Here is a 24256-nt window from a genome sequence, read left to right as displayed (position 1 = left end):
CGGCACAACGCTGCCGTGCTACCGCACACAGACCCGAACATAAAGCGTGCCGCCCAGCGGCAAAATAGCGCTTCCTGACTATTGTCAAATCCTAGCCCAGTCCTTCCCGCTTTCACTTGATCAAAATCAAATGGCGGCGGCTCTTTCCGGTTTATTTCCTTCGCGAGCAAGGAGATTGACCATGCATGACGCCCTCGTGGAGCGCCTTTCGGCGCCGGTGCCGCGATATACGAGCTATCCCACCGCGCCGCATTTCAACGAAAGCATCGATGCGGACGTCTATGCGCGCTGGCTCGGCGCGTTGGATGCGAAGAATCGCCTCTCGCTTTACGTGCATGTTCCCTATTGCGACCGGCTTTGCTGGTTCTGTGCCTGTCACACGAAGCAGACGCTGCGCTACGAGCCGGTCGCCGCCTATTTGAAGGGGCTCTCTGCGGAGATCGCCGCCATCGGCGGTCGCGTGTCTCGGGACGTACCGGTGACGGCGCTGCATTTCGGGGGCGGCTCGCCGACCCTGCTGCGGCCCGATGACATGGTCGCCCTGAAAGCCTGTCTTGCGGAAAACTTCGCCTTCTCAGCCGGTGCCGAAATCTCCGTAGAGATGGACCCCAACGATCTCGACGACGCCCGGCACGATGCGCTCGCGGAAATCGGCATGACGCGTGCGAGCCTCGGTATCCAGGATTTCGATCCGTCGGTGCAGAAGACCATCAACCGCATCCAGACGTTCGAGCAGACCCGCGGCGTAGTGGAGGCGGCGCGGGCAAGGGGCGTGCGCTCCGTGAATTGCGACATTCTCTATGGCCTGCCGCATCAGACGGTGGAGACGCTCGCGCAGACCGTCCTGGCCGTTATTTCGCTTGCGCCCGATCGCATCGCGCTTTTCGGCTACGCCCATGTGCCGTGGATGAAGAAGCACCAGACGATGATCGACGAGGCAGCCTTGCCGGGTGTCGTCGCGCGCTTCGACCAGATGCAGATGGCGGCGGAGATGCTGGTCGGCGCCGGCTACGAGGCGATCGGCATCGATCATTTCGCCTTGCCGACCGACCGGTTGGCGATCGCGGCCCGGAACGGCACGCTACGTCGCAATTTCCAGGGTTATACGGATGACGCGGCGGATGCACTGATCGGGCTGGGGGCGTCGTCCATCGGACAGTTGCCGCAGGGCTACATCCAGAACATGCCCGCGACGGGCGACTATCTGCGGCGGGTGGGCGAGGGCGGCCTCGCCGCGGTTCGCGGCTATTCCTTTACGGCGGAGGACCGCGGCCGCGCCTGGGTCATCGAGCGCGTCATGTGCGATTTCGGCTTTTCCTTCGTCGATATCACCGCTCGGTATCCGGAGTTGGCCGGCACCATCCGGTCGGAAGCCCTCCAGTTTGTCGCGTCGGACAAGGATGGCCTTACCCGGATTGAAGGGGGTCGTTTCATGTTGACCGCGACAGGTCGCCCCTTCGCTCGCACGGTCGCCGCCGTCTTCGATGCGCATCTTGCCAGCGGCCGCGGCCGGCATTCCGTCGCGGTCTGACCGGCCGTCATGGGCATGTCGTTTGCGCAACACAGCTTTGCCGGCTATGCAGGGCCCTCATCAAGCCCATTGGCAATTGCGTCGGATTTCCATATAGGATCGCCCAACTATAGATTCATGAGGTATGGGCGTGACTGCTACATTTGACAAGGTTGCCGACATCATTGCTGAGACGAGCGAAATCGATCGCGAGACGATCACGCCGGACAGCCACACCATCGACGATCTCGGGATCGACAGCCTGGACTTCCTCGACATCGTCTTTGCGATCGACAAGGAATTCGGCATCAAGATCCCGCTGGAAAAGTGGACGCAGGACGTCAACGAGGGCAAGGTCGCGACGGAAGAGTATTTCGTCCTGAAGAACCTCTGCGCCAAGATCGACGAATTGCGGGCTGCCAAGGCCTGAGGCCACGGCAACCGGCTGCGTTTTGCGGCTTTGCGCCGGGTTCCCGGCGCCTTTGGCTTGCGGCCTGCCGTCTTCGGCAGGCCTTTCGATTTCCGGAACCCGCCGGAGGCATAAGCGATGTTGTTAGAATATTTTCAGATGATCGACCGGGTAGAGACGGTTGACGGCGCGCGTCGCGTGCTGAAGGCCCGCTCGGTCGTGCCGTCGAAGAGCCCGGTTTTCGAGGGTCATTTTCCCGGCATGCCGCTCGTTCCGGGCGTGCTCCTGATCGAGACCATGGCGCAGGCGTCGGGCTTCTTGGTGCTTGCGGCGTCCGATTTTGCTGCCATGCCCTTCCTGATGACCGTCGATGGCGCCAAGATGCGCACCTTCGTCGAGCCCGATGCGGTGCTCGACATCGAGGCCGTGCTGGAACACGACGGATCGGGTTATGCCGTGACCAAGGCGAAGATCTCCTCCGCCGGCAAGAAGGTGTGCGATGCGCAGCTCAAGCTGCGCACCATGCCGTTTGCCGAAGTGCCGCTCGCGGATATCGTGCGCAAGCGTGCGGAAGAGGTGGGTTTGTTCGAGGCGCTCGCGGCGTCGGCGGAAGGGAAATGAGCATGGCCAAGGCGAACAACGATGTGGTGATCACGGGCGTCGGCATCGTCACCTGTCATGGTGTCGGAGCTGAGGCCCATGTGGAAATCCTCGGTGGCGCGAAGGCGCCGGAGCTGAAGATCGAGACGGAGCGCTTTGCGCCCTATCCGGTGCATCCCATGCCGGAAATCGATTGGAACCAGCAGATCGCCAAGCGCGGCGACCAGCGCCAGATGGAAAACTGGCAACGCCTCGGCGTCTTCACCGCCGGCCTCGCGCTGGACGACGCCGGGCTGAAGGACAATGCGGAAGCCTGCGGCACGATGGACATGATCGTGGCTGCCGGTGGTGGCGAGCGCGACATTGCCGTGGATTCGCTGATCGTCGACGAAGGCTTGAAGCGCAATGACCGCGAACACCTTCTGAACGAGAAGTTGACGACGGAGCTGCGCCCGACGCTCTTCCTTGCCCAGCTCTCCAATCTGCTCGCCGGCAATATTTCCATCGTGCACAAGGTGACCGGTTCGTCCCGCACCTTCATGGGTGAGGAAGCCGCCGGCATCAGTGCCGTCGAAACGGCCTTCCACCGCATTCGCGCCGGTCAGTCGACGCATACGCTCGTTGGCAGTGCGCTGGTTGCCGAGCGACAGGACGTCATCCTGCTTTATGAAGCCATCGGCGCGCATGCGACCGGTGGCTGGACGCCGTTGTGGTCACGCGATGGAAACGCCGGTGGCGGTATCATCACCGGTTCGGCTGCCGCGTTCCTCATCCTTGAATCGCGTGCGCATGCGGAAGCCCGCGGCGCGCGCATCTATGCGACGATCGACGCCATCGGCGGCGACCGTGGTTCGCGCGACGAGGGCCGGTTGGAAGCGCGGCTTGAGCGACTCGCGGAAGGCGCGTCCGCAGGGGGCGAGACGGTGGTCTTTTCCGGCGCATCCGGTGCACATGATGCGACGACGCGCGAGAAGGCCTGGCTCGGCAAGCGCTTTTCCGGCAGTGCCGTGCGTGGCTACAGCGCCGTGATCGGCCAGTCGCTCGAAGCCCAGTTCCCGCTTGGTCTGGCGCTTGCCGCGCTGACCCTCGGCGCTGGCGCGACGGTCGCTCCGTTCGACACGGCGGTGGAAACAGCCATGACCGCGCCTGCCGCGACCGCCGTCGTGACGACGGTTGGCCATTCGCGCGGCGAAGGTGTCGCAATCCTTTCGGCAGAAAAATGAGGTTCCGGCCATGATGAACGCCGCTTACAGGGATCACCTCGGTCGCCCGATCGTCGCCGTCACGGGCATGGGCGTCATCACCTCGCTGGGGCAGGGGCTGAAGGACAACTGGACCGCGCTTACCGGCGGTGTGTCCGGCATCCACGACATCACCCGCTTTCCGGTCGATGGCCTGAACACCCGTATTTCCGGTACGGTCGATTTCATCGACCTGCCGGTCGAAAACCCGGTCGAGCGCTCCTATGCCTATGCGCGCGAAACGACGGACGAGGCGCTGGCGCAGGCCGGCCTTTCCGGCGAATTCGGCGGTCCGCTCTTCCTGGCCGCCCCGCCGATCGAGCCCGACTGGCGCGACCGTTTTGCGCTCGCTGACCGCGCGCCGCCGTCGCAGCGTCCGGGCGATGCCTATGATCGTTTCCTCGCCGTCTTGCGGGACAAGGCCGAGCCGGCCTTGCATGAGGCTTGGGCGTTCGGCGCGATCTCCGAACGCCTTGCCGACCGCTACGGCACACGCGGCCTGCCGGTGACGCTGTCGACCGCCTGCGCCTCGGGCGCCACGGCGATCCAGCTCGGCGTCGAGGCGATCCGCCAGGGCCGCACCGACCGGGCGCTCACCGTCGGCACCGACGGTTCGGTGACCGCCGAAGCGCTGATCCGCTTCGCGCTGCTCTCCGCACTCTCGACGCAGAACGACCCGCCGACCAAGGCGTCGAAGCCGTTCAGCAAGGACCGCGACGGTTTCGTCATCGCCGAAGGCGCTGCGACGCTCGTGCTGGAATCGCTCGAATCCGCCATCGCCCGCGGCGCGAAAGTGCTCGGCATCCTCAAGGGCTGCGGCGAGAAGGCGGATCATTTCCACCGCACGCGGTCTTCACCGGATGGCGGCCCGGCCATCGCGACGATCCGTGCCGCGCTGGAAGACGCCGGCATCGACGAGAGCGGCATCGGCTATATCAATGCCCATGGCACCTCGACGCCGGAAAACGACAAGATGGAGTATCTTTCCATGTCGACCGTCTTCGGCGAAAAGCTGGCGGCCATTCCGGTTTCGTCCAACAAGTCGATGATCGGCCACACGCTGACGGCCGCCGGTGCGGTCGAAGCGGTGTTCTCGATCCAGACCATGCTGACCGGCACCCTGCCGCCGACCATCAACTACCAGAATCCCGACCCGGCAATCGTGCTCGACGTCGTGCCGAACGTGAAGCGCGACAAGCAGGTGACTGCCGTGCTTTCGAACTCCTTCGGTTTCGGCGGCCAGAACGCCAGCCTCGTCATGACGGCCGAACCGGCCTGATAGGAACAAGACAATGCGTGCCCTCCAGCTTCTCGACGACCGCAAGCTCGAACTGACCGATATCCCGGAACCGGACGCTCCCGGCCCGGGCGAGGTGACGCTGCGCGTGAAGGCCGTCGCCCTCAACCATATCGATGTCTGGGGCTGGCGCGGCATGGCCTTCGCCAAGCGCAAGATGCCGCTGGTTATCGGTGCCGAAGCGGCCGGCGTCGTCGAGACGCTCGGCCCGGGCGTTTCCAATGTTCTGCCCGGACAGCTTGTCTCCATCTACGGCGCGCGCACCTGCGGCCTCTGCAAGCCCTGCCGCGAAGGCCGCGACAATCTCTGCGAACATGTCGGTGGTGTGCACGGCTTCCATCTTGACGGTTTTGCGCAGGAGAAGGTCAATCTCCCGGCCCGTCTGTTGGTGCCGGCACCGCCTGGCGTCGATGCCGTTGGCGCGGCGCTGGCCCCCGTGACCTTCGGCACGGTCGAGCACATGCTGTTTGACAACGCCAAGCTCGAGCCCGGTGAAACGATCCTCGTCCATGCCGGCGGCTCCGGCATCGGCACGGCGGCGATCCAGCTCGCCAAGAAGACCGGCTGCACCGTCATCACCACCGTCGGCTCGAACGACAAGATCGAGAAGGCCAAGGCGCTCGGCGCCGACCACGTCATCAACTACCGCGAAGACCGTTTCGAAGGTGTGGTGCGCAAGCTGACCAAGAAGAAGGGCGTCGACGTCGTCTTCGAACATGTCGGCAAGGACACCTGGGCCGGCTCCATGCTGTGCATGAAGCGCGGCGGCCGTCTCGTCACCTGCGGCTCCACATCCGGTGTATCGACCGATCTCAATCTGATGATGCTGTTTCAGCAGCAGTTGAAGCTGCTCGGCTCGTTTGGCTGCCGCATGGAGAACATGGCGAATGCCATGCAGAAGATGGCGCGCGGCGTCGTTCATCCGGTCATCGATACGGAAGTCACTTTCGACGGTATCGCAACCGCGCTTGAACGCATGGAATCACGCCAGATCTTCGGCAAGATCGTCCTGAAGCTGGACTGATATTTGTGAAAATGCTCGTCGCACGCCTTGTCCTGGCGCTCCGGAACACACAGCAATGGCTGGTGGCGCAATTCGCCTTCGGCCTGCTCAACCTTCTGAAGCTGCTGCCGGCCGACCGGGCAATCAACTTTGCCGACCGCGCGGCACGCTGGATCGGCCCGAAGACGAGCCGGCATACGCTGACGCTGACCAATCTGCGCAACGCCTTTCCGGAAAAGCCGGAGGCGGAGATCGAGACCATTGCGCTTGACGCTTGGGGCAATATGGGCCGGCTTGCCGCCGAATATGTCTTCCTCGACCGGTTGTTCGATTTCGACCCTTCGCGAACTGCGCCGGGGCGGATCGAGGTGTCGGGCATTCCGCTGTTCCTCGACCTGCGCGACAATCCGCGCCCCTTCATCGTCTTCACGGCGCATACCGGCAATTTCGAGCTGCTGCCGGTGGCCGGGGCGTCCTTCGGGCTTGATGTGACGGTGCTGTTCCGGCCGCCGAACAATCCCTATGTTGCCGACAAGGTGTTCGAATTCCGTCGTGCCCGCATGGGCAATCTCGTGCCGTCCCACGCCGGATCTTCCTTCACGCTTGCCCGCAAGCTCGAGGCGGGCGGTCCGGTTGGCGTGCTGGTCGATCAGAAGTTCAACAAGGGACTGCACACGAAATTCTTCGGCCGCGACGTGCAGACCAATCCGCTGCTCGCCAAGCTCGTCCGCCAGTTCGATTGCGAGGTCTATCCGGCCCGGTGCATTCGTCTGCCCGGCAATCGCTACCGCCTGGAGCTGGAACCGGCAATGCAGGTTCCCCGCAAGGAGAATGGTGCTGTTGACGTCGATGCGACCGCGCAGATGCTCAACGACAAGGTGGAACAATGGGTGCGGGAATATCCCGGCCAATGGCTTTGGTATCACGATCGGTGGAATATCAAGCGTAGCCTTATTACTTGAGTGCTTACATTTTTTTCTTTGCATTCTAATTTTGAATACGTTCAGTTTGCCGATTTATGCGACTTTTGGCTAATTCGGGTTTGACATCCTTCTGTTCGCTGTTACCATTTTGCTAATGTAAGCGCTTTGGATAGCATATTTGGGGGAGGTAAGATCAAAGCTGCATCTCATTTCTGGACAGTTTGAATAATGTAGTGATGCAATTGCTGTAGATTTCAGCAATTCAGGGAGCATGAATTGAAAGCTCTTGTAGAGTTGTTCTGGTTTAAGTATTCTCAACTCCAGCATGCAGTGAGGACGGGAAATGAGAGACTCATTTCCATGCTGGACAGGGAAATAGAGCCCGCTCTGGCGGCTGTGTTGAACAGGGAAGCCAATGACGCTTCCGAGCTGCGGTCGCAGTTCCAGTTCGTGGTGGACCTTCTTCGGGAGGAGTCGGAAGACAGGGCCTGCGTGCTCCGGCAGGCGCATAGTTTCAAGGTTTTGCTGGACCGCTATTTCGGCACCGAAGAGGCTGGAACACCGTTCGGGTTGAAACTGCCGGAGGTCGCGCGCCCCATGACAGTGCCGCGGGTGGTGGAGGACGGGCTGCTCAACGAGGCGATCCTCGACAGTTTGCCGGACCGGGTTGCCGTCATTGCGACGGACTACCGTTATATCTATTCCAACCCGCTCAATGCCGAGCGCTTTAGCGAGAAACCCATTGATCTCGTGGGGCGGCATGTCGTGGAGTTCATCGGTGTGCAGCGCTTTGAAAGCCGTGTGAAGCGCCATCTGGACCGCTGTTTTGCGGGAGAGATGGTCGAATACGACTATCTTTCCTCGCGTCGTGGCAATGCGATGATCCGTTGCCGGATGACGCCTTGCATGTCGGCTGCCGGAAACGCGCTCGGCGCCATCCTCGTGCTTCAGGAACTGCACGAAGTGCGCGACCCGATGGCAGCCTGAGCCATCATGCGGCGAGACCGCCGCGCAGCATGAATTGCTGTTCGAAAGCGATATGGCGCCGGATCGATTCGAAGAAGCCGCGGAGCATGTAGCCCGCGGCTTCTGCGTTGACGGTGCCGTCGCCGCTGCCGAGGCGCGTCAGCGTGTCGGTCAACTCTTCGGCGAAGCACTCGTCCTCGACATGTTCGAATTTCAGCCGGGCGATGGAGTCTGCCAGTTCCGGGTCGCCGGCGCCTTTGCTTTCCAGCAGCGGAAACAGGGCTTCCTCCTCATAGCGGTGCACACCGTTGACCAGTGGAATCAGGGACTTGGCGGCATAGATGCATTTTTGCCGGTTGATGTTCGCCGGGAGGCTGTCGGCGATTTCCTCCAGCGCCGTGCAAAGCGTCAGCTGCGTGTCATGGGCTTTCTTCAGCCAGTCGAGCGAGACGGCGTCCGTCGGGCGATCGGATAGCAGCCGGGCGATATCTGCATAGTCTGTCATGTCGTGCTTCCTCGTTTGGGAAGAGCCGCGGGTGTTTCGACGCGCGGCTGCGTCAACCTGTCCCTTTGATGCCGTCCGCTTCCGGTCCCCGCCTTGATCCATGTCAAGGATGCTTCCGTGCGCATCTGCGAAGCCTCAATCGAGCGCAAAGGCCGATTCCGTGCGGGAACCGGTCCGAGCGAGAAATTGACGAGTTGGGGGATGCCAACGATGAAATATGTAACGGAAACGATCGTCCTGGCCGTCGGCGCGTTCATCGCGCTGCTCGGCGCGGCATTCGCCCAGGACAGGCTCTTCGAGGCCCATATGTGGGTTCTCTTCTTCGTGCTGCTCGCCAGCACGCTCTTCATGATCCGGCGCATCTCCTTTGCGCCGGTGATCGCCAGCAGGTCGTCGGAGCACGACGACGGCTATTTCGACGAGGTTATCCGCTACGGCGTCATCGCCACGGTGTTCTGGGGCGTCGTCGGCTTTCTGGTCGGCGTCGTTGTCGCCGCGCAGCTTGCCTTCCCCGATCTCAATATCGAGCCATGGCTCAACTTCGGCCGTGTGCGGCCGCTGCATACCTCGGCGGTCATTTTCGCCTTCTGCGGCAATGCGCTGATCGCGACCTCGTTCTATGTCGTGCAGCGCACCTCGCGCGCCCGTCTTTTCGGCGGCAATCTCGGCTGGTTCGTGTTCTGGGGCTATCAGCTCTTCATCGTCATGGCCGCAACCGGCTATCTGCTCGGCATCACGCAGGGCAGGGAGTATGCCGAGCCGGAATGGTATGTCGATATCTGGCTGACCGTCGTGTGGGTCGCCTATCTGATCGCCTTCCTCGGCACGATCCTGACCCGCAAGGAACCGCACATCTATGTGGCCAACTGGTTCTTTCTCGCCTTCATCGTCACCGTCGCCATGCTGCATATCGTCAATAACCTGGCCGTCCCGGTCTCGTTCCTTGGTGTGAAGAGCTATTCGGCCTTCTCGGGCGTGCAGGACGCGTTGACCCAGTGGTGGTACGGCCATAATGCCGTCGGCTTCTTCCTGACGGCCGGCTTCCTCGGCATGATGTACTACTTCGTGCCCAAGCAGGTGAACCGGCCGGTCTATTCCTACCGCCTGTCGATCATCCACTTCTGGGCCCTGATCTTCATGTATATCTGGGCCGGCCCGCACCACCTGCACTATACGGCGCTGCCGGACTGGGCGCAGACGCTCGGCATGGTCTTCTCGATCATGCTCTGGATGCCCTCGTGGGGCGGCATGATCAACGGCCTGATGACGCTTCAGGGCGCCTGGGACAAGATCCGCACCGACCCGATCGTGCGCATGATGGTCATGGCCATCGCCTTCTACGGCATGGCGACCTTCGAAGGTCCGATGATGTCGATCAAGTCGGTCAACTCGCTCAGCCACTATACGGACTGGACGATCGGCCACGTGCATTCGGGTGCGCTCGGCTGGAACGGCCTGATCACCTTCGGCGCGGTCTACTTCCTCGTGCCGAAACTGTGGAACCGCGAGCGGCTCTACTCGATCCGCATGGTCAACTGGCACTTCTGGCTGGCGACCCTCGGCATCGTCATCTACGCGGCCGTCATGTGGGTCGCCGGCATCCAGCAGGGCCTGATGTGGCGCGAATACGACGAGCAGGGCTTCCTGGTCTACTCGTTCGCCGAAACGATCGCCGCCATGTTCCCCTACTACGTGCTGCGGGCCGTTGGCGGTGGGCTGTTCCTCTTGGGGGCGCTCATCATGGCCTACAACGTGACCATGACAATCCTCGGCTACCAGCGTGACGAGGCCCCGATCCCGGGTGCCACGCCTGCGCTCCAGCCGGCCGAATAGGAGGGGACACGATGTCCATTCTTGATAAACACGCCATCCTCGAACGCAACGCGACGCTTCTCCTCGTCGGCTCGCTGCTCGTCGTCTCCATCGGCGGCATCGTCGAGATCGCTCCGCTTTTCTACCTCGAAAACACCATCGAGAAGGTGGAGGGCGTACGGCCTTATTCGCCGCTGGAGCTTGCGGGCCGCGGCATCTACGTCCGCGAGGGCTGCTACACCTGTCATAGCCAGATGATCCGGCCGTTCCGCGACGAGGTGGAGCGCTACGGGCATTACTCGCTTGCCGCGGAATCGATGTACGATCATCCGTTCCAGTGGGGCTCGAAGCGCACGGGGCCGGACCTCGCCCGCGTCGGCGACCGATACTCGAACGAGTGGCACGTCCAGCACCTGATCGAGCCGCGCTCGGTCGTGCCGGAATCGGTGATGCCAAGCTATGCCTTCCTCAAGGAGACACCCATCGAGGTGAAGACCATCTCGATGCACCTGTCGGCCAACCGCGCCGTCGGCGTGCCCTATACGGACGAGATGCTGGAAAACGCCGTGGCCGACATGAAGGCGCAGGCCGACCCGAATGCCGACACGTCCGGCATCGAGGCCCGTTACCCGAAGGCCAAGCTTGGCGATTTCGACGGCAACCCGGCCAAGCTCACCGAAATGGATGCGCTCGTCGCCTATCTGCAGATGCTCGGCACGCTGGTGGACTTCTCCACCTATGACGACGCCGCCGGTTACCGCTGAGGAGGGGCCCATGGAAACCTATACCGCCATGCGCCACTTCGCCGACAGCTGGGCGCTTCTCGCCATGACGCTGTTCTTCCTGGCCGTCGTCGCCTTCGTCTTCCGCCCCGGCGCCCGCAAGGCCGCGGAACGGGCTGCTGAAATCCCTCTCAAGGAGGACTGATCATGGCCGAGAAACACATCGACGAAATCTCGGGCGTCGAAACCACCGGCCACGAATGGGACGGTATCCGCGAACTCAACAATCCGATGCCGCGCTGGTGGGTCTGGACGTTCTACGCCACGATCCTCTGGGCGATCGGCTACACGATCGCGTTTCCAGCCTGGCCGCTGATCTCCGATGCGACGACCGGCATGCTCGGCTGGTCGAGCCGCGCCAATATCGCGACCGAGCTTGCCAGCGCCAAGCAGGCACAGGCCGGGATGGTCGACCGCATCGCCAAGTCGTCGCTGCAGGAGATCATGGCCGATCCGCAGCTCTCGCAATTCGCCATTGCTGGCGGCGCCTCGGCCTTCAAGGTCAACTGCGCGCAATGCCATGGTTCGGGTGCCGCCGGCTTCGTCGGCTTCCCGAATCTCAACGACGACGACTGGGTCTGGGGTGGAACGGCGGATGACATCTACCAGACGATCGCCCACGGCATCCGCCATCCGGGTGACGACGAGACCCGCGTCTCCGAAATGCCCGCTTATGGCGACATTCTCCAGCCGGAGGAAATCAAGCAGGTCGCGGCCTTCGTCGTCAACCTGACGGGCACGCCGGCGGATGCCGGCATGGTCGAGCCCGGCAAGCAGATCTTTGCCGACAACTGCGCCGCCTGCCATGGCGAAGACGCCAGTGGCAACCGCGAGATGGGCGCCCCGAACCTTGCCGACGCCATCTGGCTGAAAGGCGAGGGGGAGGCTGCCATCGCCACGCAAATCAAGTCGCCGAAGCATGGTGTCATGCCTGCCTGGTTGCCGCGTCTCGGCGACCCTGCGGTCAAGCAGCTCGCCGTCTTCGTCCATTCGCTGGGCGGCGGCGAGTAAACACTGGACACTTTCAAGTAAGAAGGCCGCGGTCTCCGCGGCCTTTTTCATGCGACGACGGTGTTGCGGCCGGCCGATTTTGCCCGGTAGAGATTGCGATCGGAGGCCGCAAGCGCTTCCGCCGGGTCGAAGCGCGGCGCGCAGTGGAAGGCGCCGATGCTGATGCCGAGCGGGACACGGTGTCCTGTCGGAGAGAGCAGCTCGATGGCCCTCACAGCCTCGCGCACCGCCTGCGAATGGTCGAGCATGCGTTCGGGCGATGCACCGTGCAGGAAGATCGCGAACTCCTCGCCGCCGAGCCGGCCGACCAGATCACCTTCCGACGTCAGCGCTGAGAGGGTACTGCCCACACGTTCGAGAGCCTCGTCGCCTGTCGCATGTCCGAAGCGGTCGTTGACCGACTTGAAATGATCCACATCAAGGAACAGCAGTCCGCCACGCGCGCCGGCCTGGCTTGCGGACCCCAGCTCGGCGATGAATGTGGCGCGGTTAAGCAGGCCGGTCAGTGCATCCCGTCGCGCCTGGTGTTGTAGCCGGGTGTAGGCCTCCGTCAGCTCGTCCCGCGCCGCCGCGAGTGCTGCATTGGTCGAGCGCAGCTTCTCTCCACGATAGAAATGCACAAGCGAGGCCGGGATGGAGATGACGATGGGACAGACGATCGTCATGACGAGACCTGCGCCGGCAACCTGACCGCCCATCAGCGGCACGAAGGCGAAGCTGATGAGCAGCGACGCCAGCATGGAGAGCACGGCGACCGCCAGTGTCTTGCCGAGGATTTTGTACATGAAACGGCCCCGCGTTCGTTTGATCGCAGGCCTTGCCTATGAGCGTCTGATTGAAAAAGCCTGAATTCCTTCGCTAAAAGTCGTCAGGGCAATCACATTGACGTTGCGGAAGGTCGGTTACCGGTCGGACCAGACCGCAAGCTCGTAGCCATCTGGATCCGCGAACTGGAAACGTCGGCCGCCGGGGAAGGCGAAGATGGGTTTCATGATCGTTCCGCCCGCCTTTTCCACCCGGCCGAGCGCGTCTTCGAGATCGTCGGCAAAGAGGATGACAAGCGGTCCCCCCTTGGCCGAGACCGGCGCGAGCGTCGTGAAACCTCCAGTGAGGCGGCCATCCTGAAATTCGCAGTATTCAGGACCGTAGTCCGTGAACGTCCAGCCGAAGGCGCCGCCGTAGAAGGATTTGCTCCGGGTGATGTCGGTGACATTGAATTCGATATAGTCGATCTTGCGATCCGTGCCCTTGCCACTCATCGCGGGGTCTCCTTGTCTTCCATCAATCTTTTCAGCGCATCGAGATCGCGGGCGATATGCGCCGCATCCGCTTCGAAGGCCGCATCGTCCATACCCGGTTGGCGCAACAGCGTGAACATGACCTCCGCGCCATCGCCGTTTGGCACGACGCGCAGGGCATTGTCGACGACGATGCCGTTCGGTAGCGTTACCTTGTGGTCAATCACACCAAAATCGTTCGGCGGTGCGAAGCGCACACGCACATCGCCGATCGGCCCGCCATCGGCGACCCACTCCTCGCCGTCCCGCGTCAGGCCCGCGGCCAAGCCGGAGGCCCAGAGCGGCATCGCCTCCGGCCGGGCGGCAAAGGCGTAGACCGTGCGCCAGTCGCGCGCGATGGTTCGGTGGATGATGCGGGCGGGAACGGTGGTCATCGCTGTCTCCTCTGTCCGGAGAATAGAGGAAAAGGCGGGCAAATGTCGAACGAAAAGTGAACATATCATCGTTCGTTGCGTACGAAACCGATGCGCGTTCGACTGTGATGCGGCAACCCGCCACGCCGCCGTGTGCGCGAAACTTGACGTAGATCAACGATGGCGGCGGTTGTTAGCGTCATGGTGGCGGCACAACGACAGGTGCGGCCGAGTCCCATGCAAAAGAATACCACCACGATCTACACGTCCATCGAGCGCCATGAGGCGGAGCCCGTCAATTCGGCGAAGGTTCGCAAGCCGCTCTACGAAAAGCGCAAGAAGATCTTTCCAAAACGCGCGGAGGGTCGTTTCCGGCAGTTCAAATGGCTGGTCATGCTGGTGACGCTTGGCATCTACTACCTGACGCCATGGATCCGCTGGGACCGTGGACCGCATGCGCCCGACCAGGCGGTGCTTGTCGATCTTGCCGGCCGTCGCTTCTACTTCTTCTTCATCGAGATATGGCCGCAGGAATTCTTCTTCGTCGCGGGCCTGCTCGTCATGGCGGGGTTCGGGCTCTTCCTCGTCACATCAGCCGTCGGGCGTGCCTGGTGTGGCTATGCCTGTCCGCAGACCGTCTGGGTCGACCTGTTCCTCGTCGTCGAGCGGGCGATCGAGGGCGACCGCAATGCGCGCATCAAGCTCGATACGGGTCCGTGGACCTTCGACAAGGTGTGGAAGCGCGTCAGCAAACATACAATCTGGCTGGTGATTGCGGTTGCGACCGGCGGTGCCTGGATCTTCTATTTCGCCGATGCGCCGACACTGCTCGTCAGTTTCGCGACCTTGCAGGCCCCGCCCGTTGCCTACATCACCGTCGCGATCCTGACCGCGACCACCTACATTTTCGGCGGGCTGATGCGCGAGCAGGTCTGCACCTATATGTGCCCGTGGCCGCGCATCCAGGCGGCGATGCTAGATGAAAGCTCGCTTGTCGTCACCTACAATGATTGGCGTGGCGAGCCGCGCACCCGACACGCCAAGAAGGCGGCCGCCGCCGGCGAGAACGTCGGCGACTGCGTCGATTGCAATGCCTGCGTCGTCGTCTGTCCCATGGGCATCGATATCCGTGACGGCCAGCAGATGGAGTGCATCACCTGCGCGCTCTGCATCGATGCCTGCGACAATGTGATGGACAAGATCGGCAAGGAGCGCGGCCTCATCGCCTATGCCACCCTGTCGGACTATGCGGCCAACATGGCGCTCGCCACGGCGGGTGGTACGGTGCCGGTCGATCCCAAGCGCGTGCGTGATGCCGACGGCCGCTTCGACGGAAAAATCCGTCACTTCAACTGGCGCATCATCTTCCGCCCGCGCACGCTGCTCTATTTCGGTATCTGGTCGCTGGCCGGGCTGGTGCTGCTTTATGCACTGCTGTCGCGTGATCGGCTCGACCTGAACGTCATCCACGACCGCAATCCCCAGTTCGTCGTCGAATCCGACGGGTCGATCCGCAACGGCTATGCCGTGAAACTGCTCAACATGATCCCGGAGCCGCGTGTCATCACCGTATCGATCGAGGGCATGCCCGGCGCCACCATGAAGATCGCAGGTCATGCCGGTGCGGCCGGCCGTAGCATCGATGTGCCGGTCGATCCGGACAAGGTGACGGCGCTGCGCGTTTTCGTCACCCTGCCGAAGGACCATCTCGCGGAGGCGGCCGAAGGCTTCCGCATCGTCGCCGAGGACCGGCAGGGCCACGAGCGCGACACCTATTCCGCCAACTTCAACACGCCGGGAGCAAAGTGATGGTTATGCAAAACAGGCAGCAGGGTTTCGTCTTCACCGGCTGGCACATGCTCGGTATCATGGTGCTGTTTTTCGGCACCATCATCACTGTCAACATGATCATGGCGTGGAACGCCTCCAACAGCTGGAGCGGCCTTGTCGTGCAGAACACCTATGTCGCCAGTCAGCAATTCAATGGCAAGGTGGCCGAGGCCAAGGCGCATGCCGCGAGCGGCATCGAGGGTAGTCTCGTGATCGAGAACGGACGCATCGCCTATCGTGTCGTCGACGCCAAGGGCGCGCCGGTTGTCGCCACCGAGGTTGCTGCCACCTTCAAGCGTCCGGTCGATGAGCGCGAAGATTTCACGCTTGCGCTGGAGCCGGATGGGCCGGGGCTGTTCGTTGCCGAACGCGATGTTCCCGTCGGCCAGTGGATCGTTGATATCAGCACGAAACAGGACGGCGCGAAGGTGTTCCACCAGACCCTCCGGACCATTGTCGCGGGAGGGGCGAAATGAGCTGCTGCGCACCGGGCACGGAAGGCGCCGCCGAGGTGGCGCGTCTGGCGCACGCCTTGCCGTCGTCGGAAGAGTTGCTGCTTGCCAGCCGTTCGGTGGGCGAGGGGCTGCGGCAGAGCGAGCTGAGCGTGCCGGGCGTGCATTGCGGCGCCTGCATCACCGCTGTCGAGGGAGCGTTGAAAGCATTGCCGGCCGTGGTGCGTGCGCGCGTCAACCTGTCCACCCGCCGGGTCTCGGTGGTCTGGATGGAGGATATGGATGGCCTGCGCACCGATCCGCAGGCCTTTGCCGCCGCCATTCGCGCCACCGGCTACGATACGCATCTCTTCTCGCTCACGACGGAGGGGGACGACGCGCTGCGCAACCAGTTGATCCGCGCGGTCGCCGTTGCCGGTTTTGCCGCGACGAACATCATGCTGCTGTCGGTTTCTGTGTGGTCGGGTGCGGAGGCTGCGACCCGCGACCTGTTCCACTGGATCTCCGCCTTCATCGCCGGCCCGACGCTGATCTATGCCGGTCGTTTTTTCTACCAGTCGGCCTGGAATGCGCTGCGCCACGGCCGCACCAACATGGACGTGCCGATCGCGCTCGCCATCACGCTGTCCTACACGGTCTCGCTTTGGGAAACCCTGCACAGCGCCGAACATGTCTGGTTCGACGCGACGGTCAGCCTGCTCTTCTTCCTGTTGATCGGCCGCGCGCTGGACCATATCATGCGCGACCGCGCGCGCTCGGCGATAACCGGTCTTGCGCGTCTTTCCCCGCGCGGTGCGATGGTGGTGCGGCCGGATGGCACCCGCGACTATCGCCCGGTCGAGGAGATCGCGGTGGGCGAGCACCTCTCCATTTCCGCCGGCGAGCGCATTCCCGTCGATTGCCGCGTGCTTTCGGGCGCCAGCGACGTCGACCGCTCGATCGTCAACGGCGAGAGCGATCCGCTGGCGGCGGGGCCCGGCACCCAGCTGGAAGCGGGGGCGATGAACCTTACCGGTTCGCTGCTGGTGGAGGCTGTCGCCACCGCGCGCAATTCGTTCCTCTCGGAGGTCATCGGCCTCATGGAGGCCGCTGAAGGCGGCCGGGCGCGCTATCGCCGCATCGCCGACCGCGCCGCGCAGATCTATTCGCCGGTCGTGCATTTTCTGGCGCTCGTCTCCTTCCTCGGCTGGGGTTTTTATGATGGCGACTGGAAGCATGCCATGCTGGTTGCCATCGCGGTTCTGATCATCACCTGCCCCTGCGCGCTCGGCCTTGCCGTCCCGGTGGTGCAGGTGGTGGCCGCGGGGCGGCTTTTTGCCGGCGGCGTCATGGTGAAGGACGGTTCCGCCATGGAGCGCCTTGCCGAAATCGACACCGCTGTCTTCGACAAGACCGGCACGCTGACGCTCGGCAAGCCGCGCCTCGTAGACCGGGAGGCGGTGAACCGTTCCCATCTTGCCCTTGCCGCGGCGCTCGCCGCGCATTCACGGCATCCGCTCTCGATGGCGCTGGCGGCTGCCAATGCCGGCCCGATGCCCGTCATCGAAACGGTCGGCGAGATTGCCGGCGGCGGCCTCGAAGCCGCGACGTCGCAAGGTATGCTTCGTCTCGGCAGCCGTGCCTTCGCCTGCGGCAAAGCCGTGGTGGGCGAGGAGGCGCATGGGCTTTCCGAGGTGGTGTTGTGGCGTGACGGCGTGGTGCTTGAGACGTTCCGCTTCGAGGATGCGCTTCGCACCGGCGCGGCCGAGGCCATAACCGCCCTCAAGCGCGAGCGGATCGAGATGGCAATTCTCTCCGGCGACCGTGCGCCGGCCGTTTCGCGCGTTGCCGGCATGCTCGGTATCGGCCATTGGCGCGCTGCCCTGTCGCCGCGCGAAAAGACGGAGGAGGTTGCCGAGCGTACCGCGGCAGGGCGCCGCGTGCTTATGGTCGGCGACGGCATCAACGATGCGCCGGCGCTGGCCGCCGCCCATGTCTCGATTGCCCCCGCGACGGCGGCGGATGTCGGCCGGCAGGCGGCGGATTTCGTATTCCTGCATGAAAGTCTCGAAGCCATACCCTTCGCTTTCGAGACCGCGCGGCGCGCTGACCGGCTGATCCGGCAGAATTTCGCGCTCGCCGTCGGCTACAACGTCATCGCCGTGCCTGTCGCTATTCTCGGCCACGCGACGCCGCTGATCGCTGCCATTGCCATGTCCACGTCGTCGATCATCGTGGTGCTGAACTCGCTTCGCCTGCGCGGAGAACTGCCGGCCTTCGCGACGCGTGCGACGGACGAAGCCCGCCTGACGACACCTGTGGTACAAGCCGCATGAACACGCTGATATTTCTCATTCCCATTGCGCTCTTCCTTGGCGGATTGGGGCTTGCCGCCTTCCTGTGGTCGCTGAAGAGCGGCCAGTACGACGATGTCGAGGGGGCCGCCTGGCGTGTTCTCGATGATGGCGAGGACAAGCCCGGGCGGTAGCTTCGAGTGGTTCTAAAGTCGTACTTCAAGCAAACAATTGCTTGTCGTAAATCGATTTGAATGCCAAAACACCACGGCTGGAGCCGAGGCTCCAAACTCTCTTTTTGCGCGGCGTCTCCGGCATGGGTCCGGACAAATCCCACGCCGCGCCACCCTACGGAGGTATGAACGTGGCACAGGCGGAAATCGGGCTTATCGGTCTCGGTGTTATGGGATCGAATCTCGCGCTCAACATTGCCGAGAAGGGCAACAAGATCGCGGTCTTCAACCGCACGGTGGCGCGCACGAAGGAGTTCTACGAGGAAGCCGGCGCGCTCCAGGGCCAGATCGTGCCCTGCGAGACGATTGAGGAATTTGTCGCGGCCATCCGTCCGCCACGGCCGATTATCATCATGATCCAGGCGGGTGCTGCGGTCGACCAGCAGATGGAACTGCTGCGTCCGTATCTCGAGAAGAACGACATCATGATCGATGCCGGCAACGCGAACTTCCGCGATACGATGCGCCGCTTCGATGCGCTGCAGGATTCCGGCCTCACCTTCATCGGCATGGGCGTTTCCGGCGGTGAAGAGGGCGCGCGCCATGGCCCGTCCATCATGGTCGGCGGCAAGGAAGATAGCTGGAAGCGTGTCGAAAAAGTGCTGACCTCGATTGCCGCAAAGTACAAGGACGAGCCCTGCGTTGCCTGGCTCGGCGAAAACGGCGCCGGCCACTTCGTCAAGACCATCCACAATGGCATCGAGTATGCCGACATGCAGATGATCGCCGAAATCTACGGCATCCTGCGCGACGGTCTGAAGATGACCGCCCCCGAGATCGCCGACGTCTTTGCCGAGTGGAACAAGGGTCGCCTCGAATCCTATCTGATCGAGATTTCGGCAACGGTGCTGGCCGCCAAGGATCCGATCAGCGGCAACCCGATCGTCGACATGATCCTCGACAAGGCCGGCCAGAAGGGTACGGGCAAATGGTCTGCCATCGAAGCGCAGAATATGGGCGTGCCGGCGACCGGTATCGAGGCCGCCGTCGCCGCCCGCTCCATTTCGTCCTTCAAGACGGAGCGTGAAGCTGCCGAAAAGATCCTCGGCCTGCCGGATGTGCCGGCCCTCCAGGTGGCCGACAAGGCCGCCTTCATCAAGGATCTCGAAAGCGCGCTGCTCGCCGGCAAGATCGGCGCCTATGCGCAGGGCTTTGCCGTCATGTCGGCTGCCTCGAAGGAATATAACTGGAACCTGCCGATGCCGACGATCGCCAAGATCTGGCGCGCCGGCTGCATCATCCGTTCGCAGTTCCTCGACGAGATCACCAGCGCCTTCACCAAGGCACCGGATGCGGCAAACCTCATCGTCACACCGGCCTTCGCCACGATGGTGAAGGACACCGATGGCGCGCTGCGCCGCGTCGTCTCCACCGCAGCGCTTCATGGCCTGCCGGTTCCGGCACTCGCTTCGGCGCTCGGCTATTTCGACAGCTACCGCCGCGCCCGCGGCACGGCGAATGTCATCCAGGCCCAGCGTGACTTCTTCGGCGCCCATGGTTTTGACCGCGTCGATGGCGCGGATAGCCATCACGGCCCTTGGGGCAGCGGCCTCAACGCCTGAAAATAGCAAAGGCCCGGTCGTGAGACCGGGCCTTTTTCTTATCAGCGTTTCCAACAGTGTCAGGCGTAGTGGCCGCGAAGGTGAGGGCCGGCGACACCCTCCGATGCGGCAGCCGGGGCAAGTTCGACCGATGCCTTGGGTGGCGGCATTCTCGTGCCGATGGCAAAAAGCACGGCACTGCCGACGGCAAAGGCGGCAAAAAGCAGGAACATGCCGGGACCGCCGAACGCGCCAAGCATGAGGCCGCCAAGCGTCGGCCCGACGAAATTGCCGACGGTCGAGAAGGAATGCGCGCCGAAATAGCTGCCCCGGTTGCGGTCGTTCGCAATGCCGTCGACCAGCATGTATTCCGACGGCACGACGAGGATTTCCCCGATCGTGAAAATCGCCATCGAGAGCGCAAGGCTCCAGAGGCCGCTGGACGCCAGGAAGCCGAGTTCGCCGGCGAGAAACAGCAGACAACCGATCACCATTGCATTGCGCGCGCCGACACGCTCGATGAAGCGGCGTGCTAACGGGTTGCCCAGCAGGACGACGGCACCGTTGATGGAGACGATATAGGCGAAGATTTCCACGCCGCCGGAGATGTTGCCGGCGAGATAAGGCGCGAGCGTCGCCGACCACTGGCCATAGACGGCGACCAGCAGGGTGCCACCACCGACGAAGAAGGCCAGGCGAGGGTCGCGGACCGCGGTCTTGATGCTTTGCAGGATGGAGATCCTGGTCGCGGAGGCGGTTTCCTCATTACCCTGATGTACAGGGACTTTCAGCAGATACAGGGCAAGCGCAAACAGCGCGTAGACAACGCCCGCAATGACGAAAAGCATCGTCGACGCCGCACCCGCGGCGATGCCGATCAACGGACCGACGGCAAAGCCGAAATTGATCGCTGCATAACGCCAGGAGAAATATTTGAGGCGCATCGGCTCGGGGCAGACGTCGCTCATCAGGGCGCGTGAAACCGGCTCGTTGATTGCGACGGCGACGGCCGCGACGATCTGGGCAAGGCAGAAGGCGAGAACCGTTTCGGCAAATCCCATTCCTACCATGGCAAGCGCCATCGAAAGCAGGGTGAGCGTCAGGACGGTCTTGCGCCCGACCTTGTCGGACAGAGAGCCTGCGAACGGCGCGGCGATCGCCCCCACCAGAGGGCCGATCCCCAGAAGAACGCCGATCATGGCCGGCCCGAGGCCGAAGGATTGCTGCAGCTTGATGGCGAGGAACGACAGCGTCATCGCCCGCGCGACATTCACAAAGCCTGCTCCGGCGACGAGGAACAGCACATAATTCAATCTCTGCTTTTCGTGTTCCATCCCGGCCGCTCCGTTGCGTCTCGCCTGCTCGTCACGAACCGTCCGATTCATGCGATGGCACTGCGATGCCGCAAAAATGGGCAACCTGCAACGGCCACAAATCACCACGCCAGATGCGTCAGCGCTCGTCGACCGAGATCGGGTAACTCAGTGTCTGCAGGTCTTCCGGCGCAATGCCCTCGATGCGGGCGATGACGGCTTTCGCCAGTTCGCGGCCGGCAAGGCGGATGTCTTCGCGCATGGTCACGACCTCGGGCCGCAGCCATTGCAAGAGCATGTGCGATTCCTTGGAGACTAGGTCGATATCGTGGCCGAGCCTGCGACCGACGGCCTCGAGCGCCGCAACAATGGCGATGGCACCGGAGCCGCTGCCGGCGACGATGCCGTCGGGAGCGTCGGGTGTGCTGAAAAGCGCTTCGCTCGCCTTGCGGATATCGAGGAGGCTGGAATCGAGGTTGACCTGGCTGAACGGAACGGCCGTCGCGCCAAAATCGCGGATGCCCTTTTCGAAGCCCGCCTGCATGTGCAGATGGAAGGTCAGGTATGGCGGCGGCTGGAGCAGGGCGAGACGCTTGCGGCCGCGCTCGACGAGCTTGCGGACCCCCTCATAGGCGAACCGTTCGTTGTCGAAGTCATGGTAGGGGTGGATGAGCCCCATTTCCGTCCGTCCGTGGGTGGCGAAGGGAAAGTTGCGCTCCATCATCAGCGCGACACGCGGATCCTTGGGTTCCGTGCGCGAAATGATCACGCCATCGGCCGCCCCGGTTTCCAGGACGTAGCGCACGGGATCGAGGGCGTTGCCCTGCGTGCGATAGGGCGTCACCACGAGGTGATACTGCGTTGAGGCGAGGACTTCCGAAATGCCGACGACCATCGGGCTCGAGAGGCCCATGATCTCTTCCTCGAGGCTCAGGATCAGGCAGATGACGTTGGTCTTGCCGGTGCGCAGGCGCACGCCGGCGCGGTTGGGCTGGTAGCCGATCTGGCGGGCGACGAGGCGCACGCGCTCCTTCGTCTCGCTGCTGATGTCGGGGGCATCCTTGAGCGCGCGTGACACCGTGGTGATGCCGAGGCCGGTCATGAAGGCGATCGTCTTCAGCGTCGGCCGTTCGCTGCCCGGCGAAAGTGACGCTATCTGCCCCCCGCTTGTCTTCTTGCTCATCCCCTGCCTGCCACTCTTCCGTATTAGCGCCCGGTTATACATTTTTTGGCACCGGCCGCCACTCCTCACCTGCGATCCCTTAAATCTGTAACGATGCAGTTTCTTTGTCGAGAGGAAAATTGGGCGTTTTACGTGCGTTTGTGCGTGAAATCCGGCGTTGCACCGCAAAGTCGTAATTTGTGCGACAGCGAAATTTCTCTCGTTGGTTTTCTCGATTGCTTCAAAAATTATTGTATTAATACAATATTTTAGTCGTCTATTTGAAGGCCGCGATGCGGTGTGCTGCGTAGCCTTTAACGGCAGGAACGCGTTCGTCGTTGGGTGGGAATCAACATTTGTGCGTCGACCCTGTTGCGCGATTAAATCGATTGGGTTAGCTTTTTACTGCAACGTTTCAGTGAGGGAGGAGACTCATGAAAATTCGCTCTATGGCTGCTATCTTGGCAGCGACAGTGGTTCTGCCGTTCGCCGCAGCCAATGCGACCGATCTGGAAGTAACCCATTGGTGGACGTCCGGCGGGGAGGCCGCTGCGGTCGCCGAGCTGGCAAAGGCCTTCGACGCGACGGGCAGCAAATGGGTGGACGGCGCCATCGCCGGCTCCGGCGGCACGGCACGGCCGATCATGGTCAGCCGCATCACTGGCGGCGACCCGATGGCCGCCACGCAGTTCAACCACGGCCGTCAGGCCGAGGAGCTGGTCGAGGCCGGCCTGATGCGCGACCTGACCGATGTCGCGACGCGCGAAAACTGGAAGGACATCATCAAGCCGGCGAGCCTGCTCGATAGCTGCACGATCGACGGCAAGATCTACTGCGCCCCGGTCAATATTCACTCCTGGCAGTGGCTGTGGCTGTCCAACGGCGCCTTCGAGACGGCGGGCGTTGCTGTTCCGAAGAACTGGGATGAATTCGTTGCCGCCGCGCCAGCGCTCGAAAAGGCCGGCATCGTTCCGCTCGCCGTCGGTGGCCAGCCGTGGCAGGCCGCCGGGGCCTTCGACGTTCTGATGGTGGCGATTGCCGGCAAGGACGTCTATCAGAAGGTCTTTGGCGACAAGGACGAGGAGGTCGCTGCCGGTCCGGACATCGCAAGGGTCTTCAAGGCTGCCGACGATGCCCGCCGCATGTCCAAGGGCACGAATGTGCAGGATTGGAACCAGGCGACCAACATGGTCATCACCGGAAAGGCCGGCGGCCAGATCATGGGCGACTGGGCGCAGGGCGAATTCGCGCTCGCCGGCAAAGTTGCGGGCAAGGACTATACCTGCCTGCCGGGTCTCGGTGTGACCGAAGTCATCGCCACGGGCGGCGACGCATTCTATTTCCCGCTTCTCGAGGATGAGGAAAAGTCGAAAGCGCAGGAGGTGCTCGCCTCGACGCTCGTCAGTCCGGCGGTGCAGGTGGCTTTCAACCTGAAGAAGGGGTCTCTTCCGGTGCGCGGCGATGTCGATCTGGCTGCCGCCAACGACTGCATGAAGAAAGGCCTGGAAATCCTGGCCAAGGGCAATGTGATCCAGTGGGTCGACCAGCTGCTTTCGGCCGACAGCCAGAAGCAGAAGGAAGACCTGTTCTCCGAGTTCTTCGCCAACCCTTCGATGACGCCGGAAGACGCGCAGAAGCGTTTTGTCGATATCATCGCTTCGGCGGAGTGATCAGGACTGCGTGATGTCGGCTGGTGGTTCTGCCATCAGCCGATCCCCCTGATCGAGACCAAGGAGGAGTGA

General features: G+C 62.8%; 24 protein-coding genes. 18 read left to right on the top strand and 6 right to left on the bottom strand.

All coding sequences use genetic code 11. The annotated features are described in order from the left end of the window. Positions 1 to 181: 181 nt before the first annotated feature. The 8 genes from hemN to GR138_RS00795 all read left to right on the top strand — a co-directional run bounded on the left by hemN (position 182) and on the right by GR138_RS00795 (position 7970). The gene (gene hemN, locus GR138_RS00830) at positions 182 to 1531 is read left to right on the top strand and encodes an oxygen-independent coproporphyrinogen III oxidase (protein ID WP_160856722.1); all 1350 of its coding nucleotides are present in this window, start codon (positions 182 to 184) and stop codon (positions 1529 to 1531) included. A 124-nt stretch (positions 1532 to 1655) separates the two neighbouring features. Beyond that, positions 1656 to 1940 carry an acyl carrier protein gene (locus GR138_RS00825; protein ID WP_150129872.1) on the top strand — a complete coding sequence of 95 codons (285 nt, stop codon included), beginning with the start codon at positions 1656 to 1658 and terminating at the stop codon, positions 1938 to 1940. Positions 1941 to 2057: 117 nt separating this feature from the next. Continuing rightward, entirely contained in the window at positions 2058 to 2540 is a 483-nt protein-coding gene (locus GR138_RS00820) for a 3-hydroxyacyl-ACP dehydratase FabZ family protein (protein ID WP_160856721.1), read from the top strand. A gap of 2 nt (positions 2541 to 2542) precedes the next feature. Then, on the top strand, positions 2543 to 3742 hold the full coding sequence (locus tag GR138_RS00815; protein WP_160856720.1) for a beta-ketoacyl-ACP synthase: 1200 nt from the start codon (positions 2543 to 2545) through the stop codon (positions 3740 to 3742). A 10-nt stretch (positions 3743 to 3752) separates the two neighbouring features. Further along, positions 3753 to 5039, top strand: coding sequence for a beta-ketoacyl-ACP synthase (locus tag GR138_RS00810; protein ID WP_160856719.1), 1287 nt, complete (start codon positions 3753 to 3755; stop codon positions 5037 to 5039). A gap of 13 nt (positions 5040 to 5052) precedes the next feature. Continuing rightward, positions 5053 to 6081, top strand: a complete 1029-nt coding sequence (locus GR138_RS00805; RefSeq protein WP_160856718.1) for a zinc-binding dehydrogenase — start codon at positions 5053 to 5055, stop codon at positions 6079 to 6081. Between the two features lie 11 nt (positions 6082 to 6092). Further along, a complete protein-coding gene (locus GR138_RS00800; protein WP_160857382.1) occupies positions 6093 to 7022 on the top strand; it encodes a lipid A biosynthesis lauroyl acyltransferase in 930 nt (309 codons plus the stop codon). A 237-nt stretch (positions 7023 to 7259) separates the two neighbouring features. After that, positions 7260 to 7970 (top strand): PAS domain-containing protein, encoded by a 711-nt coding sequence (locus tag GR138_RS00795; protein WP_160856717.1) that lies wholly within the window; start codon positions 7260 to 7262, stop codon positions 7968 to 7970. A 4-nt stretch (positions 7971 to 7974) separates the two neighbouring features. Here the strand turns inward: GR138_RS00795 and GR138_RS00790 are convergent, their stop codons facing one another. After that, positions 7975 to 8454 (bottom strand): hemerythrin domain-containing protein, encoded by a 480-nt coding sequence (locus tag GR138_RS00790; RefSeq protein ID WP_160856716.1) that lies wholly within the window; start codon positions 8452 to 8454, stop codon positions 7975 to 7977. A 210-nt stretch (positions 8455 to 8664) separates the two neighbouring features. Between GR138_RS00790 and ccoN the strand changes: the two genes are divergently transcribed. From ccoN to ccoP, 4 genes are read left to right on the top strand one after another with little or no spacing between them, the layout of a single operon-like run. Then, positions 8665 to 10287: a cytochrome-c oxidase, cbb3-type subunit I gene (gene ccoN, locus GR138_RS00785; protein WP_160856715.1), complete on the top strand. Its 1623-nt coding sequence runs from the start codon at positions 8665 to 8667 to the stop codon at positions 10285 to 10287. Positions 10288 to 10298: 11 nt separating this feature from the next. Further along, entirely contained in the window at positions 10299 to 11030 is a 732-nt protein-coding gene (gene ccoO / locus GR138_RS00780; RefSeq protein ID WP_160856714.1) for a cytochrome-c oxidase, cbb3-type subunit II, read from the top strand. Between the two features lie 10 nt (positions 11031 to 11040). After that, a complete protein-coding gene (locus GR138_RS00775) occupies positions 11041 to 11193 on the top strand; it encodes a CcoQ/FixQ family Cbb3-type cytochrome c oxidase assembly chaperone (protein WP_069058482.1) in 153 nt (50 codons plus the stop codon). Between the two features lie 2 nt (positions 11194 to 11195). Then, positions 11196 to 12059, top strand: a complete 864-nt coding sequence (gene ccoP / locus GR138_RS00770; protein ID WP_160856713.1) for a cytochrome-c oxidase, cbb3-type subunit III — start codon at positions 11196 to 11198, stop codon at positions 12057 to 12059. A gap of 47 nt (positions 12060 to 12106) precedes the next feature. On the opposite strand, the gene GR138_RS00765 is transcribed toward ccoP, so the two are convergent. From GR138_RS00765 to GR138_RS00755, 3 genes are all read right to left on the bottom strand, one after another. Then, entirely contained in the window at positions 12107 to 12844 is a 738-nt protein-coding gene (locus GR138_RS00765) for a GGDEF domain-containing protein (protein WP_160856712.1), read from the bottom strand. A gap of 117 nt (positions 12845 to 12961) precedes the next feature. Beyond that, positions 12962 to 13318: a VOC family protein gene (locus tag GR138_RS00760; protein ID WP_160856711.1), complete on the bottom strand. Its 357-nt coding sequence runs from the start codon at positions 13316 to 13318 to the stop codon at positions 12962 to 12964. After that, positions 13315 to 13731: an SRPBCC family protein gene (locus tag GR138_RS00755; RefSeq protein ID WP_160856710.1), complete on the bottom strand. Its 417-nt coding sequence runs from the start codon at positions 13729 to 13731 to the stop codon at positions 13315 to 13317. The genes GR138_RS00760 and GR138_RS00755 overlap by 4 nt, the downstream gene beginning before the upstream one ends. 216 nt (positions 13732 to 13947) lie before the next feature. Between GR138_RS00755 and ccoG the strand changes: the two genes are divergently transcribed. The 5 genes from ccoG (at position 13948) to gndA (ending at position 20060) form a co-directional block, all read left to right on the top strand. After that, the gene (gene ccoG / locus GR138_RS00750) at positions 13948 to 15519 is read left to right on the top strand and encodes a cytochrome c oxidase accessory protein CcoG (protein WP_160856709.1); all 1572 of its coding nucleotides are present in this window, start codon (positions 13948 to 13950) and stop codon (positions 15517 to 15519) included. Next, positions 15519 to 16016: a FixH family protein gene (locus GR138_RS00745; RefSeq protein WP_160856708.1), complete on the top strand. Its 498-nt coding sequence runs from the start codon at positions 15519 to 15521 to the stop codon at positions 16014 to 16016. The genes ccoG and GR138_RS00745 overlap by 1 nt, the downstream gene beginning before the upstream one ends. After that, complete coding sequence (locus GR138_RS00740; protein ID WP_160856707.1) at positions 16013 to 18307, top strand: heavy metal translocating P-type ATPase; 2295 nt, start codon at positions 16013 to 16015, stop codon at positions 18305 to 18307. The genes GR138_RS00745 and GR138_RS00740 overlap by 4 nt, the downstream gene beginning before the upstream one ends. Beyond that, complete coding sequence (gene ccoS / locus GR138_RS00735; RefSeq protein ID WP_160856706.1) at positions 18304 to 18459, top strand: cbb3-type cytochrome oxidase assembly protein CcoS; 156 nt, start codon at positions 18304 to 18306, stop codon at positions 18457 to 18459. The genes GR138_RS00740 and ccoS overlap by 4 nt, the downstream gene beginning before the upstream one ends. Positions 18460 to 18629: 170 nt before the next feature. Then, entirely contained in the window at positions 18630 to 20060 is a 1431-nt protein-coding gene (gene gndA, locus GR138_RS00730) for an NADP-dependent phosphogluconate dehydrogenase (protein ID WP_160856705.1), read from the top strand. Between the two features lie 59 nt (positions 20061 to 20119). On the opposite strand, the gene GR138_RS00725 is transcribed toward gndA, so the two are convergent. After that, positions 20120 to 21373 carry an MFS transporter gene (locus GR138_RS00725; protein ID WP_160856704.1) on the bottom strand — a complete coding sequence of 418 codons (1254 nt, stop codon included), beginning with the start codon at positions 21371 to 21373 and terminating at the stop codon, positions 20120 to 20122. A 118-nt stretch (positions 21374 to 21491) separates the two neighbouring features. Then, the gene (locus GR138_RS00720) at positions 21492 to 22535 is read right to left on the bottom strand and encodes a LacI family transcriptional regulator (protein WP_160856703.1); all 1044 of its coding nucleotides are present in this window, start codon (positions 22533 to 22535) and stop codon (positions 21492 to 21494) included. 413 nt (positions 22536 to 22948) lie between these two features. On the opposite strand from GR138_RS00720, the gene GR138_RS00715 reads away from it, so the two are divergent. Next, the gene (locus GR138_RS00715) at positions 22949 to 24184 is read left to right on the top strand and encodes an ABC transporter substrate-binding protein (protein ID WP_160856702.1); all 1236 of its coding nucleotides are present in this window, start codon (positions 22949 to 22951) and stop codon (positions 24182 to 24184) included. Positions 24185 to 24256 lie beyond the last annotated feature (72 nt).

Origin of the sequence: Shinella kummerowiae (genome assembly GCF_009827055.1) — a bacterium.
In the GTDB taxonomy this organism is placed as follows: Bacteria; Pseudomonadota; Alphaproteobacteria; order Rhizobiales; family Rhizobiaceae; genus Shinella; species Shinella kummerowiae.
This window is presented reverse-complemented; position numbering and strand designations above follow the sequence as displayed.